The organism is Streptomyces angustmyceticus, assembly GCF_040701845.1.
Classification (GTDB): domain Bacteria; phylum Actinomycetota; class Actinomycetes; order Streptomycetales; family Streptomycetaceae; genus Streptomyces; species Streptomyces angustmyceticus_A.
The window spans coordinates 215,845-232,202 of the sequence record NZ_JBFBHQ010000007.1 but is presented as its reverse complement, the minus strand read 5'-3'; the positions used below and the strand labels follow the sequence as shown (position 1 = coordinate 232,202).

The window sequence follows — 16,358 nt, the reverse complement described above, 5'->3', positions numbered from 1 at the left end:
CTATCACTTTGCTAGACCAGTGACATCACCCATTGCGGCAGACATCACGTGCCGTACGGGGAGAAACGGGGATTCCATGTCCGATCAGACACCGGCCGACCGCTCCGCGGGACCCGGCGACGACCTCGCCGTCGACGCCCCCGAGATGCCCCGCCCGCAGGTCCGCGAGACCCCGGCGCACAGCATTCCGGGCGGCCTCGCCCTGCTGCTGACCGTGCTCGGCGTGGCACTGGGCATCGCCCTGATCATCGTCGGCGGGATACTCGGCGACGGCGGCGACAAGGCGGCCGGCGTGCCGATGATCATCGCCGGGGTCGCGCTGCTGCTCGGCTCGTTCTTCTGCATGACCGGCGTGAAGATGGTCGCGCCCGGCGAGGCCCGGGTCATCCAGCTCTTCGGACGGTACGTCGGCACCATCCGCACCGACGGACTGCGCTGGGTGAACCCCCTCACCACCGCCCGGAAGATCTCCACCCGGGTGCGCAACCACGAGACCGCGGTCCTCAAGGTCAACGACGCCTACGGCAACCCGATCGAGCTGGCCTCGATCGTGGTCTGGCAGGTCGAGGACACCGCCCAGGCGCTCTTCGAGGTCGACGACTTCCTGGAGTTCGTCGCCACCCAGACCGAGGCGGCCGTCCGGCACATCGCCATCGAGTACCCCTATGACGCACACGACGAGGACGCCCTGTCGCTGCGCGGCAACGCCGAGGAGATCACCGAGAAGCTCGCCCTGGAGCTGACCGCACGGGTCCAGGCCGCCGGCGTACGGATCATCGAGTCCCGCTTCAGCCACCTCGCCTACGCCCCCGAGATCGCCTCCGCGATGCTGCAGCGGCAGCAGGCCGGCGCGGTGGTCGCGGCCCGCCAGCAGATCGTCGAGGGCGCGGTCGGCATGGTCGAGCAGGCGCTGGAACGCATCAGCGAGCAGGGCATCGTCGAGCTGGACGAGGAGCGGAAGGCGGCCATGGTCAGCAATCTGATGGTGGTGCTGTGCGGCGACCGGGCCGCCCAGCCGGTCCTGAACACGGGCTCCCTCTACCAGTGAGCGGGCACACCGTGACACGGCGCGCGCCCGGCACGGGCGGGGCCGGGCGGAGCGGGGCCCCGGCATGAGCGCCGACACCCCGAAGGGGCCCGACGCCGAGAGCGGGCGGGCCCCCGCGCGACGGCCGCAGCGGCGCAAGCAGGTGCTGCTGCGGCTGGACCCGCTGATCCACGACGCGCTGGCCCGCTGGGCCGACGACGAACTGCGCAGCGCCAACGCGCAGATCGAGTTCCTGCTCCGCAAGGCCCTGTCGGACGCGGGCCGGCTGCCCCGCGGGGCGGGGGCGATGCCACGACGGGGGCGGCCGCCGAAGGAACCGAGGGACGAGTAGGCAGCGGGGCCTCTGTCGCCGGGCACCGGATCCGTGCCGGTCACCGCGGCGGCGGCCGGGGCCGTGCGGTACGCGGTCTGCTCTATACCGGGCACGTATACACCACCGGTACACCCCCGAGTAGAGTGACCCGCATGTCAATCGGTCATACGCTGCTGGGCCTCCTGGAGTCCGGCCCCCGCCATGGCTACGACCTCAAGCGGGCCTTCGACGAGCACTTCGGACAGGACCGCCCGCTGCACTACGGGCAGGTCTACTCCACGATGTCCCGGCTGCTGAAGAACGGCCTGGTCGAGGTGGACGCCGTGGAGGCCGGTGCCGGACCCGAGCGCAAGCGGTATGCGATCACGGACGCCGGGATCACCGATGTCGCCCAGTGGCTGGCCCGTCCGGAGAAGCCCGAGCCGTACCTCCAGTCGACGCTCTACACCAAGATCGTCCTGGCCCTGCTGACCGACCGCAACGCCGCCCAGCTGCTGGACACCCAGCGCGCCGAGCATCTGCGGCTGATGCGCGGACTGACCGAGCGCAAGCGCTCCGGCGACCTCGCCGACCAGCTGATCTGCGACCACGCGCTCTTCCACCTCGAAGCCGATCTGCGCTGGCTGGAGCTGACCGCCGCCCGGCTCGACAACCTGGCCGAAGCGGTCCGCCCGTGACGCCGGAGGGCTCCCTGCTCGCGGCGGAAGGCCTGGGCAAGACCTACGGGCAGACTCCGGCGCTGGACGGCGTCGAGTTCTCCGTCCACCCCGGTGAGGTCGTCGCCGTCATGGGCCCCTCCGGCTCCGGCAAATCGACCCTGCTGCACTGCCTCGCCGGGATCATCAGCCCGGACTCCGGCACCGTCCACTACGGCCCGCACTCCCTGACCGCGCTGAGCGACGCCCAGCGCAGCGCCCTGCGCCGCACCGACTTCGGCTTCGTCTTCCAATTCGGGCAGCTGGTGCCGGAGTTGACCGCGCTGGAGAACGTCGCGCTGCCGCTGCGGCTGAACGGCACCAAGCGCAAGGAAGCCGAACGCCGGGCCCACGAGTGGCTGGAGCGGCTGGAGGTCGAGACGGTGCACGGCCGGCGGCCCGGGGAGATCTCCGGCGGCCAGGGCCAGCGGATCGCGGTCGCCCGCGCCCTCGTCACCCGGCCCCGGGTCGTCTTCGCCGACGAGCCCACCGGCGCCCTGGACTCGCTCAACGGCGAACGCGTCCTCAACCTGCTGACCGACGCCGCCCGGGACACCAACGCCGCGGTCGTCCTGGTCACCCACGAGGCCCGCGTCGCGGCCTACTCCGACCGGGAGGTCGTGGTCCGCGACGGCAGAGTGAAGGACATGCAGGCGGGCCTGATATGAGCCGGCCGCGCCCGCACACCGGTGGCAACCCCGGTGGCGGCGGCCGCACCACCGCCCCGTCCGCCGCCCGGGGGCCGTCCACGTCCCCTGCCCCGTCCGCCGCCCGCGGCCCGTCCGCGCCCACCGGTCCCCGGGCCTGGGCCCGTGACCTCGTGATGGGGATGCGGTTCGCGGCCGGCGGCGGCCGCGAGGGCTGGATCCGTACCGCGCTGACCGCCACCGGCGTCGCCCTGGGCGTGGCCGTGCTGCTGCTCTGCTCCTCCGTGCCGCCCCTGCTGGACGCCTGGCACGGCCGGGAGAAGGCCCGCGAGAACCTGGGCCAGGTCCACCCGCCCCCGCCCTCCGACCGCACCCTCCTCCACGCCTCCGTCGACACCACCTTCCGCGGTACGCCGATCCGCGGCCGCCTGGTCCGCCCGGACGGCGCGCATCCGCCCGTGCCCCCCGGCATCGGCCGGTTCCCCGGGCCCGGACGGATGCTGGTCTCCCCGGCGCTCAAAGAGCTGCTGGACTCCCCCCGCGGTGCGCTGCTGCGCGACCGGCTGGACTACAAGATCGCCGGCGTGATCGGCGACGACGGTCTGCTCGGCCCGCGGGAACTCACCTACGTCGCACAGAGCGCCACGCTCTCCGCGGCCGACGGCAACCGCATCGACCACTTCGGCACGAACTGGCAGCCGCCGCCGGTGCGGGCGCCCGTCGTGCTCCTCGTGGTCATGACGTGCGTGACGCTGATGACGCCGGTGCTGGTCTTCATCGGCACCTCCGTACGGTTCGGCAACGAGCGCCGGGAGCGCCGGCTGGCCGCGCTCCGGCTGGTCGGCGCCGACGTCCGCACCACCCGCCGGATCGCCTCCGGCGAGGCGCTGTTCGGTGCGCTGCTGGGGCTGGCAGGGGGCGGCGCGCTGTTCCTGGCCGGCCGGCAGTGCGCCTCGGTGATCACGCTGTGGGACGTCAACGTCTTCCCCTCGGACGTGGCCCCGTCGCCCCTCGCCGCCGCGCTGATCGCCGTGCTCGTCCCGACGGCGGCCGTGGTGGTGACGCTGTTCGCCCAGCGCGGCATCACCGTCGAGCCGCTGGGCATCGTCCGCAACCGGCCCGCGCTCCGCCGCCGGCTGTGGTGGCGGGTGGCGCTGCCCGCCACGGGCATCCTGCTGCTGGTGCCGCTGGCCCGGGAACGGCCGTGGCACGACACCCCGTTGCACACCGTCGCCCTCGCGGCCGGCGCGATGTCGCTGCTGCTCGGCGTCACCGCCCTGCTGCCCTGGCTGGTGGACGCGGTCGTCGGCCGGCTGCACGGCGGCCCGGTCCCCTGGCAACTCGCCGTCCGCCGCCTGCAGTGGAACAGCGGCTCGGCCACCCGCGCGGTCAGTGCCATCACCGTCGCGGTGGCCGGCGCGATCGCGATCCATATGCTCATGACGGGTATGCAGGCCGGTTACGCCCGGGCGTACGCGGAGTCCGGCAAGGACCCGCGGATCGGCCTGTGGGGCAACGCCGACGGCTGGCCGCGGACCCAGCGGGCGCTCGACGCGCTGCGTGCCACCCCCGGGGTGACGGCGGTCCGCGGCACCATCGACGCGAACATCGGCCGGCTGCCGGCCGACGGACATCCCTCGTCCGCCGCGACGCCCTCGACGCTCGCCGTCGGCAGCTGCGCCGCGCTGCGGAAGGTGGCCCGGCTGGACTCCTGCCGGGACGGCGAGGTCTACCTCACCGATGCCGCCGGCCGCGACCCCGCCCTCGCCCCCGGGGCGCGGGTCAGCCTCAACCCCCCGTACACCCAGGAGGATCCGCAGCCCCCGCACCCCTGGACGATCCCCGCAGCGGCCCGGGGCGCCCGGCTCCTCGACCACGGCCGCGGCCCCGACCGGGTCGCGTACGACCTGCTGGCGACCCCGTCCGCGCTCGACGTCGGACGGCTCGGCCACCCCACCATGGAGTTCAAGGTCGACTTCGACCGCGGCACCCCGGACGCCGTGGAGCACATCCGCAACACCGTGGCCCGCATCAACCCGGCGATGACCGAGTACTCCGCCGTCGACAACCCGCACGACGCGCAGTACACCAGCGTCCGCCAGGGCCTGTTCGCCGGCGCCGCCCTCACCCTGCTGCTGATCGGCTCGGGCCTGATCATCTCCACCGTCGAGCAGCTCCACGAGCGCCGCAGGCTGCTGTCCACCCTCGACGCGTACGGCACCCGCCGCGCCACCCTGGGCTGGTCGGTGCTGTGGCAGACCGCCCTGCCGGTGGCGCTCGGCCTGGGCCTGGCGCTGGGCTGCGGGCTGGCGCTGGGCGCGCTGCTGCTGACGATGATCGACAGCGCGGTGACGGTCGACTGGCCGGTGGTGGCCGGGACGGCCGGTATCGGCGGCGGCATGATCTTCTTCGTGACGCTGCTGAGCCTGCCGCCGCTGTGGCGGATGATGCGGCCGGACGGGCTGCGCACGGAATGAATCTGCGAGATCATTTCGCCACCGCAGCGCTCATCAACTGCCCCAGGGGGACCCTCTATGCGCCGGCTCGTCTACTGCATCGCCTCCAGCCTCGACGGTTTCCTCGCCGGCCCTGACGGTGCGGACCCCACCGGCCCGGACGGCTTCTGGCCCATCGCCGACGACTACCTCAAGCATCTGGCCGCCGAACTCCCGGAGATCCTCCCCGCCCACGCCAGGGCGGCGCTCGGCATCACCGACGAGGGCACGCACTTCGACACCGTCCTGGAGGGCCGGCGCACCTACGAGATCGGCCTGCGGGCCGGCTTCACCGACGCCTACCCCCACCTGCGGCACCTGGTCTTCTCCCGGACCCTGAAGGAGAGCCCCGACCCGGCGGTGGAGCTGGTGGCCACCGACCCCGTGGCGAAGGTGCGGGAGCTGAAGGACGCGGACGGCAAGGACATCTGGCTGCTGGGCGGCAGCGAACTGGCCGGCGCGCTCTACCCGGAGATCGACCAGCTGATCGTCAAGCTCAGCCCGCTCACCCTCGGCACCGGCATCCCGCTCTTCGCCCCCACCACGGCCTTCGACCCCCGCACCTGGGAACTGACCGAACACACGGTGCTCCAGAGCGGAGCGGCCTTCCTGACGTACACGCGGGAGACCACGGCCTGATCGCGGCGGGCTCCTCGCCTCCTCGTGGAGCGGTCATCCGGCGCCCGCTCCCTGAGGAGGCGCCATGAACAGGTGACCGGGTCCGGACGGGACGGGCACCGGCGCCGCCGCCGCGTCCCGACCGCCGACGCGTACCGCTGCCACCGCGTCCACGTCCCCGGCCGGCAGCGCACCCTCCCGGACTCCACCGGCGCCGGGATCACCCTCGACGTCGCCCGCCCCTGCCCCTCACGCCTCCGCTATCCGCACCGGCAGCCCCCGCAGGGCCCCGCGCAGCGCTGCCGCGAACTCCTCGAACTCGCCCTGGCGGGCGGCGCCCGACCGCATGGCGAGGGCGATGGTCCGCGAAGGTGCCGGGTCGGCGAAGTAGCCGGTGGTGAGCTGGTCGTTGCGGCCGGTCTCGACGCGCAGCGCGGTGCGGGGCAGCAGGGTCACGCCGAGGCCGCCGGCGACCAGTTGGACCAGGGTGGACAGACCCGCCGCGCTGGTGGTGACGGGGGTGTTCTCGTCCCGGCCGGCCTCCCGGCAGATGTCCAGGGCCTGGTCGCGCAGGCAGTGGCCCTCGTCGAGCAGCAGCAGGTCCAGCTCCTGGAGGGCCTGGCGGGGGATGTCGCCGCGGCCGCCGAGCCAGTGCTCCTTGGGGGCGACCAGGACGAAGTCCTCGTCGAAGAGCGGGAGTTCGGTGACCTGGGGGACGCCGAGGGGCACGGCGAGCAGCAGCAGGTCGAGGCGTCCGTGCGCCAGCCCCTCCAGGAGGGAGGCGGTCTGTTCCTCGTGCACCTGGAGGTCCAGGTCGGGGTAGGTCTCATGGACCAGCCGCAGGACGGCCGGCAGCAGATACGGGGCGACGGTCGGGATGACGCCGAGCCGCAGCACGCCCGTGAACGGCGCGCGGGCCGCCTCCGCCTCCTCCATCAGATCGCCGACGGCCTCCAGGACCGTCCGGGCCCGTGCGGCCACCCGCTCCCCCGCGGGCGACAGCAGCACCTTGCGCGTCGTACGCTCCAGCAGCTGCACTCCGAGCGTCTCCTCCAGCGCGGAGACCGCCCCGGACAGCGCGGGCTGACTCATCCCGATCTCGGCCGCCGCCTCGCGGAAATGCAGATGCTCGGCCACCGCCGTGAACGCCCGCAGCTGGGCCAGGCTGGGCTGGCGGGGCCGGCCGCCCTGACTTGCCGGTGAAGCCACTGATAACCACCTCCGATCAACATCAACCAGTCTAGCTATTTCACTGATCAATGCCTCCTGTGGCACTGTGAGACCCGTCCAAGCCTCAAGGAAAGGCCCCAAAAGGGACTTTCTGCGCAACAAGGAGAGTACGTGCTCACTGTCGGTGACAAGTTCCCCGAGTTCGACCTGACCGCCTGCGTTTCGCTGGAGAAGGGCCAGGAGTTCGAGCAGATCAACCACAAGACCTACGAGGGCAAGTGGAAGATCGTCTTTGCGTGGCCCAAGGACTTCACCTTCGTGTGCCCGACCGAGATCGCCGCGTTCGGCAAGCTGAACGACGAGTTCGCCGACCGTGACGCCCAGATCCTCGGCTTCTCCGGCGACTCCGAGTTCGTGCACCACGCCTGGCGCAAGGACCACCCGGACCTGACCGACCTGCCCTTCCCGATGCTCGCCGACTCCAAGCACGAGCTCATGCGCGACCTGGGCATCGAGGGCGAGGACGGCTTCGCGCAGCGCGCCGTCTTCATCGTCGACCAGAACAACGAGATCCAGTTCACCATGGTGACCGCCGGCTCCGTCGGCCGTAACCCCAAGGAGGTCCTGCGGGTCCTCGACGCCCTGCAGACCGACGAGCTGTGCCCCTGCAACTGGTCCAAGGGCGAGGACACCCTCGACCCGGTCGCGCTGCTCTCGGGCGAGTGACACTCCGCTAGCGAACTGGAGGCTGATCTGACATGGCTCTCGACGAACTGAAGTCCGCGGTCCCGGACTACGCCAAGGACCTCAAGCTGAACCTCGGCTCGGTCATCGGCAACAGCGACCTGCCGCAGCAGCAGCTGTGGGGCACCGTGCTGGCCTGCGCGATCGCCTCGCGCTCGCCGAAGGTGCTGCGCGAGCTGGAGCCGGAGGCGAAGGCCAACCTCTCCGCCGAGGCGTACGCCGCCGCCAAGTCGGCCGCCGCCATCATGGCGATGAACAACGTCTTCTACCGCACCCGGCACCTGCTGTCGGACCCGGAGTACGGCAACCTGCGCGCCGGTCTGCGGATGAACGTCATCGGCAACCCGGGCGTGGACAAGGTCGACTTCGAGCTGTGGTCGCTGGCCGTCTCGGCCATCAACGGCTGCGGTATGTGCCTGGACTCGCACGAGCAGGTGCTCCGCAAGGCCGGCGTGGACCGCGAGACGATCCAGGAGGCCGTCAAGATCGCGTCCGTCCTGCAGGCCGTCGGCGCCACCCTGGACGCCGAGGCCGCGCTCGCCGAGTAATCGGACCGCGCGCGACCCCCGCAGGCAAGAACCCCGCAGACATCACGTCTGCGGGGTTCTGTGCGTCCGGCTCCCGGCCGGGTCACGCCGAGGGTTCCTCCGGCGGGCGCGGTGTCGGTGCCACCGAGATCGCGGTGGCACCGCGCGGGGCCACCGACATCCGCAGCGCCTGTTCCGTGGAGTACGAACGCAGGTAGCCGACCACCGTGTTGGTGACCGCCACCAACGGCACCGCGACCACCGCGCCGCCGATGCCCGCGATCAGCCCGCCGGCCGCGACCGACAGGATCACCGCGAGCGGATGCACCCGCACCGCCCGGCCCAGGATGAACGGCTGCAGGACGTGCCCCTCGATCTGCTGGACGGCCAGCACGACCGCCAGCACCATCAGCGCCGTGAACACCCCGTTGGCGACCAGGGCGATGACACACGCCAGCGCGCCCGAGACCACCGCGCCGACCAGCGGGATGAAGGCGAACAGGAAGATGAAGACGGCGAGCGGCACGGCCAGCGGCACATTGAGGAAGTAGAGCCCGATACCGATGAAGATCGCGTCGATCAGGGCCACGACGACGGTGCCGCGCACATACGCCGTCAGCGTCCGCCAGGCCCGCGGCCCGGCGCCCGCCACTCCCCCGCGGGCCGCGCTCGGGACCAGCCTGAGCAGCCAGTTCCAGATCCGCCGGCCGTCGTAGAGCAGGAAGAGCGTGGTGAACATCGCCAGCAGGATGCCGGTGAACACCTCCAGGACGACGGTGACGCCCTCCAGGCCGGCCGAGGTGATGGCCTCGGTGTTGGCGCCGACGGCGTCCTGCAGGTTCTTGGCGATGTGGTTGATCTGAGACTCGGTCACATGGAACGGGCTCTTCAGCAGCCAGCCCTTGAGCTCGGTGATGCCCTCCTGGATCCGGCTGGAGACCGAGTCGATGTTGTCCTGGACCTGCCAGACGACGAACCACCCGACCAGGCCCATGATGACGAACCCGCCGATGAAGGTCAGCGCGGTGGCCGGTCCGCGCGGCAGCCCCCGCTGGCGCAGCCAGGCCACGGTGGGCTGCAGCAGCGCGGTGATCAGCGTCGCCGCGACGAAGGAGAGCACCACCAGTTCGATGGTGGTGATGACGCGCGCGAGCACCCACAGCGTGGCCGCCAGGATCAACAGCCGCCAGCTCGCCTCGGCGGCGACCCGGACACCCCACGGCACCGCGTCGGCCGGCTCGGGCCGGGCCGCGACGGCCGGGGCGTAGGAGGGCGGCGGCGGAACGGTCTCCGGTGCCGTCGGAACGGCATGCGGGGACGGCGCGACGAGCTCGGTCGCGGGGTGCGGCACCCCGTCGGTCGCTTCCGGCAGCTGCGTACGGGGAACGGTGAGCGTGCCCGGCGCGCCGTCGCGCGCCGTCGCGTCGTCCACCGCGCCGGCGGCCGCGGGGGCATCCGCGTGTCCGGCACGCCTCAGCGTTTCCGGGTCGCCCGCCTCCCCCGAGGAGAGCGACGGGCTCCCGTCAGGGGGGACCCCCACCGCGCCCTCCGTGCGGCGGCGCTGTTCCTCCAGCCGCTGCGAGAGTCGCGTCAGACCGGCGCCGAGGCCACCGACCCACTGAGGCAATCTGGACATGTGCCTTCCTCTTCCCCTCCCACGCGCCACAACCTGACGGGGACGACGTTACCTGCGCCGGACGCACGAAACCCCCGACGCTGCCGCGTTCGGGGGTTTCGGAAGTGCGGTGGTACAGCCGGCGGGCCTAGTACCAGCTGTTGGCCTGCCAGAACGACCAGGCGCCGCAGGGGCTGCCGTAGCGGTCGTTCATGTAGTTGAGCCCCCACTTGATCTGGGTGGCCGGGTTGGTCTGCCAGTCGGAGCCCGCCGAGGACATCTTGGAGCCGGGCAGCGCCTGCACGAGGCCGTAGGCGCCCGAGCCGGCGTTGGTGGCCTTGTAGTTCCAGCCGGACTCGTGGTCCACGATGTTGCTGAAGCACTGGAACTGGTCGCCGGCCATCATCTGCCGCGCGATGGCCTGCGTCTCGGCGATGGAGTACGAGCCCTTGCCGAGGAGGTCGCCCAGGTCACCGCGCGTGGAGGAGCGGGACGCGGCCAGCTCCTTCTTCTTGCGCGCGTCGGCTTCCTTCTTGGCCTTCGCCTCGTCCGCCGCGTCCTTCTTGCTCTGCGCGGTCTCAGCGGCAGCCTTGCGGGCCGACTCCTGAGCGGACTTCAGCGCTGCCGTGTCCGCCTGGGTGGACTGGTCGTCCGCCTGCTGCGTCAGGGAAGCCGTCTGCACCTGGGCCTGTGCGCCCGCGGGAATGTCGGCGATCGTCGCGTCGGCAGCGGTGGCCTCGGTGTTGCCGACCGAGGCGGGCTCGTTGCCTGCAGCGACGCCGACGACGGCGCCGACGGTGGTGACCGCGGTGGCGGATGCCACGGCGAATCCCCGGACCGAGATCCGGCTCACACGTTTTCCTTCCAGCATCGCCCGCATAGGTGACCTCGCGGGCGCAATCGTGCCCCTGACGCTGGTCTCCCCTTGTTCCGGGCCCTGTTGAGCGGGCGGGTCCGGCTGGTCACGGGAGGCACTGGCCCGGTACGTCCCCCTCGGGGTCCGCGTGGTGCTCGGGCGGCATACGGCGTTTCGCTATGAAGTTCGTGTTCGTTCCACACCGCTGGGGGTGTTGATGCTGCCGTATGCGGGGCCTGACAGGACCCAGACTCTGCCCGAACGAGATGCCGCGAGGCAATTCCCCGCTGGGTGTGAAAGCTCACACCCCGTTTACGGCAAACTATTTTCGGATATCCACTCGCAGCACTGCGCCGCCCGGCTAAGCTCCTTCGCTTCGCCGGGCGGCGCCGTGTTCACAACCGGTCAGATCCTGCCGTCCTCCAGCAATTCGGTCACCAGCGCCGCGATCGGCGAACGCTCCGAGCGGTTCAGCGTGACGTGGGCGAACAGCGGATGCCCCTTCAGCTTCTCGACCACCGCGACCACGCCGTCGTACCGCCCCACCCTCAGGTTGTCGCGCTGCGCGACATCGTGCGTCAGCACGACCCGGGAGTTGGCGCCGATACGGGACAGAACCGTCAAAAGGACGTTGCGCTCCAGCGACTGGGCCTCGTCCACGATGACGAACGCGTCATGCAGCGAACGCCCGCGGATATGGGTCAGCGGCAGCACCTCCAACATGCCGCGCCCCACCACCTCTTCGATGACGTCCTTGCTGGTCACCGCGGACAGCGTGTCGAAGACGGCCTGCGCCCAGGGGCTCATCTTCTCCGCCTCGCTGCCCGGCAGGTAGCCCAGCTCCTGTCCGCCGACGGCGTACAGCGGGCGGAACACCATCACCTTGCGGTGCTGCCGGCGCTCCAATACGGCCTCCAGGCCGGCGCACAGCGCCAGCGCCGACTTGCCCGTACCGGCCCGGCCGCCCATCGAGACGATGCCGACGTCCGGGTCGAGCAGCAGGTCCAGGGCGATCCGCTGCTCGGCGCTGCGGCCGTGGATCCCGAACGCCTCCCGGTCGCCCCGTACCAGCCGGACCGCGCCCTCCGCGGTGACCCGGCCGAGCGCCTTGCCGCGCTCGGACTGCAGCACAAGTCCGGTATGCACCGGAAGTTCGGAGACTTCCGGGACATGTGCGGTCTCGGCGGCGAAGAGGTCGTCGATCTGTTCGGCGGAGACGGTCAGCTCGGCCATCCCCGTCCAGCCGGAGTCGGTGATCGCCAGCTCGGCGCGGTACTCCTCGGCCAGCAGCCCGACCGAGGACGCCTTGATGCGCAGCGGCAGGTCCTTGGAGACGACCGTGACGTCGTACCCCTCGGCCTGCAGGTTGCGCGCCACCGCGAGGATCCGCGAGTCGTTGTCGCCGAGCCGGAAGCCCGCGGGCAGGATCCCGGGGTCGGAGTGGTTCAGCTCGACCCGGAGTGTCCCGCCGAGATCCCCGATGGGGATGGGCGAGTCCAGCCGCCCGAACTGCACCCGGTACTCGTCCAGCAGGCGCAGCGCCTGCCGGGCGAAGTAGCCGAGCTCGGGGTGGTGCCTTTTGGCCTCCAGTTCCGTGACCACCACGACCGGCAGCACGACTTCGTGCTCGTCGAAGCGGGCCATGGCTCCTGGATCCGCCAGCAGGACACTGGTGTCGAGGACATAAGTGCGCCGGTCGTGCTCACGGCGCTGCTTGATGTTCACCACGGGTGGACGAACCCCCTCGGATGAGGTTGGGGTGCGACGGCGTCGCGGGGCGGTGTGCTCCCGGGGGAACCACCGGTCCAGCTACCGCTGGGCGGCGTCCCCGGGACACCCGGCCATCTCATGACCGGACCGGGCTCGGACCACAGTGCGCGGGCCGAACGCCGGCCCTCCGCGTCGACCGTGCGGTACGCACGGACCTCCGTGATGTGCAAAGGGCCTCCCGGGCGGACGGCCCCATGCCGTCCGCTGAGATACGGCGCCCGATGGCTTGTTCCGGACGCCGACCTGGAAGGGATATTCCCTCGAACCTGCGTAGCCATGCCACGGCATATGACGCACAGGCGATGAACCTTGGGTGACGCCTGCTCGCCGGGCGGCGGCGGCTCTCCAGTGGTACGGGAGGGGAAGCCGCGTCAGAAGAGGCCCCGTCAGCGGCACATGGCGCCGACGGGGCCCGGTGACGCCCCGTAACACCGGGGACATCAGGAACTTCAGGGGTGTAACGGACTTACAGGGCGTGAGTAACTCGCCTGGCGGAACGCCGCGGAGCGCCCGGGCGCCTCCTAGAAGCCGTAGCGCCGGTGCCGGGCCGCGTAGTCGCGCAGGGCGCGCAGGAAGTCGACCTTCCGGAACGCCGGCCAGAAAACTTCGCAGAAGTAGTACTCCGAATGGGCACTCTGCCACAGCATGAAGCCCGACAGCCGCTGCTCGCCGCTGGTCCGGATCACCAGGTCCGGGTCCGGCTGGCCGCGGGTGTAGAGGTGCTCGGAGATCAGGTCGATGTCGACGATCTCGGCGAGCTCCTCGAAGGAGGTGCCGCGCTCGGCGTGGGCCAGCAGCAGCGAGCGCACCGCGTCGGCGATCTCCTGCCGGCCGCCGTAGCCGATCGCGACGTTCACCAGGACGCCGGTGTTGTCGCGGGTGGCCTGCTCGGACTCCTTGAGCACCTGCTGGGTGGCGGTCGGCAGCAGATCGCGGTTGCCGACGTGGTGCACCCGCCAGCGGCCGTCGGCCGCGAGGTCGCGGACGGTGTTCTCGATGATGCCGAGCAGCGGCTTCAGCTCCTCCTCGGGCCGGTCGAGGTTGTCCGTCGACAGCAGCCAGAGCGTGACCACCTCGACATCGGTCTCCTCGCACCAGCCGAGCAGCTCGCTGATCTTGGCCGCGCCGGCCTGGTGGCCCTGCTCGGTCGTCCGCCCGTCGGCCCGCGCCCAGCGCCGGTTGCCGTCCAGGATGACGCCGATGTGCTTGGGCACCTGGGTGTGATCCAGGCGACCCTCCACTCTGCGCGCATACAGCCGGTAGACCAGATTGCGCAGTGCAGGCGGATAAGGGATGCGCATCCCGGAAGATCGCAGCATGTGTGGTCCAGCCCCTCCGTGCCAATGGCGGTCGCCCCGTCGCCTCAAGTGGGCAACTTTACTTCTCGGCTGTCTCGACAGCCCAATCAGGTAGGTCACAAGTACGTGATAGGGAGATGAGCATGACTGGCACCGACTACCGCGCAGCGGATTCCCGCTACGACTCGATGAAGTACCGTCGAACGGGTCGCAGCGGACTCAAACTCCCCGCTATCTCCCTTGGACTGTGGCACAACTTCGGTGATGACCGCACCCTGAGCTCCCAGCGGGACATCCTGCGGCGCGCCTTCGATCTGGGTGTGACCCACTTCGATCTGGCCAACAACTACGGACCGCCACCCGGGTCCGCCGAGCTGAACTTCGGAAAGATCTTCGCGCAGGACTTCCGCGGCTACCGCGACGAGATGATTCTGTCGACGAAGGCCGGATATCTGATGCACCCGGGCCCCTACGGTGAATGGGGTTCGCGGAAATATCTCCTCTCGTCGCTGGATGCCTCACTGAAGCGGATGGGTGTCGATTACGTCGATATCTTCTACTCGCACCGCTTCGATCCGGACACCCCGCTGGAGGAGACGATGGGCGCGCTGGCGTCCGCCGTCCAGCAGGGCAAGGCCCTGTATGTCGGGGTTTCCTCCTACAACGCCGAGCAGACCCGTGAGGCCGCCGGAATTCTGCGCGGAATGGGGGTGCCCGCCCTGATCCACCAGCCCTCGTACTCGATGATCAACCGCTGGACCGAGGACGATCTGCTGCTGGACACCCTCGAAGCCGAGGGCATGGGCTGCATCTCTTTTGCGCCACTTGCGCAGGGCATGCTCACGGACAAGTACCTGCACGGCATCCCCGAGGGCTCGCGGGCCTCCCAGGGCAAGTCCCTGGACCCGGGCCTGCTGTCCGACGAGGTCGTCCGCCGCCTGCGCGGCCTCAACGACATCGCGGCCCGGCGCGGCCAGTCGCTGGCCCAGCTCGCGCTGCGCTGGGTGCTGCGCGACGACCGGATGACCTCCGCCCTGATCGGCGCCAGCAGCGTCGCCCAGCTGGAGGCCAATATCGCCGCCCTCGACGCCCCCGCGATCACGGATGCCGAGCTGGCCGAGATCGACACGTACGCGAGGACGACGGACGGCGTGAACATCTGGGCGCGGCGCTAGCGGGTCCTCCCCCTGGGGCCGGCGCACCGGCACAAAAAAGCGGGCCGGTCCGTGGGGGGATACGGACCGGCCCGAGGGGGGGTTTCCACCATAACCCCGCGGGAGGGATGGTTCGTGCACCGGCGCGCGGCGGCGTGGCATCCGGACCCGGACGGGCCGGGGAGCCGGGGCGGGGTCGGCGGAGGGGATCCTTCCGGTACGCGGCCGGGGCCCGCGGTCAGGCGGCCGCGGCGGCTCCCAGGAGCAGCCCGCAGAACGCGCCGAGGATCATGAAGGGCCCCAGCGGCATCGCCGTGCTCCGTGCGCCGCGCCGGACGAGCAGCAGTCCCGCGCCGTAGAGCGCACCGGCCAGCACCCCCGCCGCCCCGCCGGTGACCAGGGTGCGCCAGCCGTACCACCCCAGGGCGACCCCCAGCCCGACCGCGAGCTTGACGTCGCCCAGCCCGATCCCGCCCGGGTTGACGACATAGAGCAGGAGGTAGCAGCCGCCCAGGACCAGGCCGCCCAGCAGGGCCCGCCGCCATGCCCCGCCCTCCCCCGTGAGCCAGCCGGCGAGCCCCAGCAGCAGCGCCCCCAGCACGGCGAGCGGCACGGTCAGCTCGTCCGGGAGGCGGCGCACCCGCCAGTCGACGGTGACCAGCAGCACCGCGAGCGGCGTCAGCACCAGCCAGGCGGCGAGTTCCGGCCGGGGCCCGGTGGCCGCCGCCAGGGCCGCGCAGGCCAGCGCGGTGGCCGCCGCCGTCGGCAGCACTCCCGGCCCGTACGCCCCGCAGTCCGGGCAGTGCCCCCGCCCCAGCCAGCCCCGCGCCGCGCCCGTGATCGCATGCCCGCCGGGGCAGACCGCGCGCCACTCCTCCTCGGGCCCGACGGCCATCCGGTGGGCGGGCCGCGGCAGGAGCAGCCCGGCCGCGGCCCCGTAGGCGGCGGCGAGAATCATCAGCATCACGGACACATGCCGACCCTAGAGCCAGGCTCCCGGGCCGCGGAGGGTTCCGGGGGCGCGGGAGCTGATAGAACGCTGTGCATGGCGCGTTGGGAGAACGGCCCGGGGGTGCTGCACGGCGCGCGGGCCCGTGTTCCGGTGGAGATCGCGGCGTCCTACCGGGCCCGCACCCGGGGGCTGCTGGGCCGTGACGGCATCGAGGGGGCACTGCTGCTGACCCCGGCGGGCAGTGTGCACACCTTCGGGATGCGGTTCGCGATCGATGTCGCCTATCTGAGCCGGGACTTCACCGTGCTCGCCGTGCGCACCATGCGTCCGGGCCGGCTGGGGCTGCCCCGCCTCCGCGCCCGGCACGTGCTGGAGGCGGAGGCCGGTGCGATGGCGCGCTGGGGCCTGCGGCCGGGCATCCGGCTCGGCGTCGAGCCCGTCCGCTGACCGGCGGCA

General features: G+C 71.5%; 16 protein-coding genes. 10 read left to right on the top strand and 6 right to left on the bottom strand.

What is annotated here, in order from left to right:
* Positions 1 to 76: 76 nt before the first annotated feature.
* The 6 genes from AB0411_RS18905 to AB0411_RS18880 all read left to right on the top strand — a co-directional run bounded on the left by AB0411_RS18905 (position 77) and on the right by AB0411_RS18880 (position 5,837).
* Positions 77 to 1,048, top strand: coding sequence for an SPFH domain-containing protein (locus tag AB0411_RS18905; RefSeq protein ID WP_366418420.1), 972 nt, complete (start codon positions 77 to 79; stop codon positions 1,046 to 1,048).
* Positions 1,049 to 1,112: 64 nt separating this feature from the next.
* Positions 1,113 to 1,379 (top strand): hypothetical protein, encoded by a 267-nt coding sequence (locus AB0411_RS18900; protein WP_366418419.1) that lies wholly within the window; start codon positions 1,113 to 1,115, stop codon positions 1,377 to 1,379.
* A gap of 134 nt (positions 1,380 to 1,513) precedes the next feature.
* Positions 1,514 to 2,038 carry a PadR family transcriptional regulator gene (locus tag AB0411_RS18895; RefSeq protein WP_366418418.1) on the top strand — a complete coding sequence of 175 codons (525 nt, stop codon included), beginning with the start codon at positions 1,514 to 1,516 and terminating at the stop codon, positions 2,036 to 2,038.
* Entirely contained in the window at positions 2,035 to 2,724 is a 690-nt protein-coding gene (locus AB0411_RS18890; protein WP_366418417.1) for an ABC transporter ATP-binding protein, read from the top strand. The genes AB0411_RS18895 and AB0411_RS18890 overlap by 4 nt, the downstream gene beginning before the upstream one ends.
* Positions 2,721 to 5,180: an FtsX-like permease family protein gene (locus AB0411_RS18885; RefSeq protein ID WP_437042522.1), complete on the top strand. Its 2,460-nt coding sequence runs from the start codon at positions 2,721 to 2,723 to the stop codon at positions 5,178 to 5,180. The genes AB0411_RS18890 and AB0411_RS18885 overlap by 4 nt, the downstream gene beginning before the upstream one ends.
* Before the next feature lie 57 nt (positions 5,181 to 5,237).
* Positions 5,238 to 5,837 (top strand): dihydrofolate reductase family protein, encoded by a 600-nt coding sequence (locus AB0411_RS18880; protein ID WP_366418416.1) that lies wholly within the window; start codon positions 5,238 to 5,240, stop codon positions 5,835 to 5,837.
* A gap of 228 nt (positions 5,838 to 6,065) precedes the next feature.
* Here the strand turns inward: AB0411_RS18880 and AB0411_RS18875 are convergent, their stop codons facing one another.
* Positions 6,066 to 7,025, bottom strand: a complete 960-nt coding sequence (locus AB0411_RS18875; protein ID WP_366418415.1) for a LysR substrate-binding domain-containing protein — start codon at positions 7,023 to 7,025, stop codon at positions 6,066 to 6,068.
* A 132-nt stretch (positions 7,026 to 7,157) separates the two neighbouring features.
* Here AB0411_RS18875 and AB0411_RS18870 point away from each other — a divergent pair, with 132 nt between their 5' ends.
* Together AB0411_RS18870 and AB0411_RS18865 are read left to right on the top strand one after the other, a co-directional pair.
* Positions 7,158 to 7,712 carry a peroxiredoxin gene (locus tag AB0411_RS18870; protein WP_085926747.1) on the top strand — a complete coding sequence of 185 codons (555 nt, stop codon included), beginning with the start codon at positions 7,158 to 7,160 and terminating at the stop codon, positions 7,710 to 7,712.
* A gap of 32 nt (positions 7,713 to 7,744) precedes the next feature.
* Positions 7,745 to 8,278 (top strand): alkyl hydroperoxide reductase, encoded by a 534-nt coding sequence (locus AB0411_RS18865; protein ID WP_086718421.1) that lies wholly within the window; start codon positions 7,745 to 7,747, stop codon positions 8,276 to 8,278.
* Positions 8,279 to 8,360: 82 nt separating this feature from the next.
* Here the strand turns inward: AB0411_RS18865 and AB0411_RS18860 are convergent, their stop codons facing one another.
* From AB0411_RS18860 to AB0411_RS18845, 4 genes are all read right to left on the bottom strand, one after another.
* Positions 8,361 to 9,893, bottom strand: a complete 1,533-nt coding sequence (locus tag AB0411_RS18860) for an AI-2E family transporter (RefSeq protein WP_366418414.1) — start codon at positions 9,891 to 9,893, stop codon at positions 8,361 to 8,363.
* Positions 9,894 to 10,020: 127 nt separating this feature from the next.
* A complete protein-coding gene (locus AB0411_RS18855; RefSeq protein WP_366418413.1) occupies positions 10,021 to 10,725 on the bottom strand; it encodes a transglycosylase SLT domain-containing protein in 705 nt (234 codons plus the stop codon).
* A gap of 408 nt (positions 10,726 to 11,133) precedes the next feature.
* Positions 11,134 to 12,456, bottom strand: coding sequence for a PhoH family protein (locus AB0411_RS18850; protein ID WP_366418412.1), 1,323 nt, complete (start codon positions 12,454 to 12,456; stop codon positions 11,134 to 11,136).
* 563 nt (positions 12,457 to 13,019) lie between these two features.
* A complete protein-coding gene (locus AB0411_RS18845; protein ID WP_366418526.1) occupies positions 13,020 to 13,799 on the bottom strand; it encodes an isoprenyl transferase in 780 nt (259 codons plus the stop codon).
* Positions 13,800 to 13,939: 140 nt separating this feature from the next.
* Between AB0411_RS18845 and mgrA the strand changes: the two genes are divergently transcribed.
* Entirely contained in the window at positions 13,940 to 14,971 is a 1,032-nt protein-coding gene (mgrA, locus tag AB0411_RS18840; RefSeq protein WP_366418411.1) for an L-glyceraldehyde 3-phosphate reductase, read from the top strand.
* Between the two features lie 217 nt (positions 14,972 to 15,188).
* On the opposite strand, the gene AB0411_RS18835 is transcribed toward mgrA, so the two are convergent.
* The gene (locus AB0411_RS18835) at positions 15,189 to 15,914 is read right to left on the bottom strand and encodes a prepilin peptidase (RefSeq protein ID WP_403147235.1); all 726 of its coding nucleotides are present in this window, start codon (positions 15,912 to 15,914) and stop codon (positions 15,189 to 15,191) included.
* Between the two features lie 81 nt (positions 15,915 to 15,995).
* Between AB0411_RS18835 and AB0411_RS18830 the strand changes: the two genes are divergently transcribed.
* Positions 15,996 to 16,349 carry a DUF192 domain-containing protein gene (locus tag AB0411_RS18830; RefSeq protein WP_366418409.1) on the top strand — a complete coding sequence of 118 codons (354 nt, stop codon included), beginning with the start codon at positions 15,996 to 15,998 and terminating at the stop codon, positions 16,347 to 16,349.
* The last annotated feature ends 9 nt before the right edge of the window (positions 16,350 to 16,358 follow it).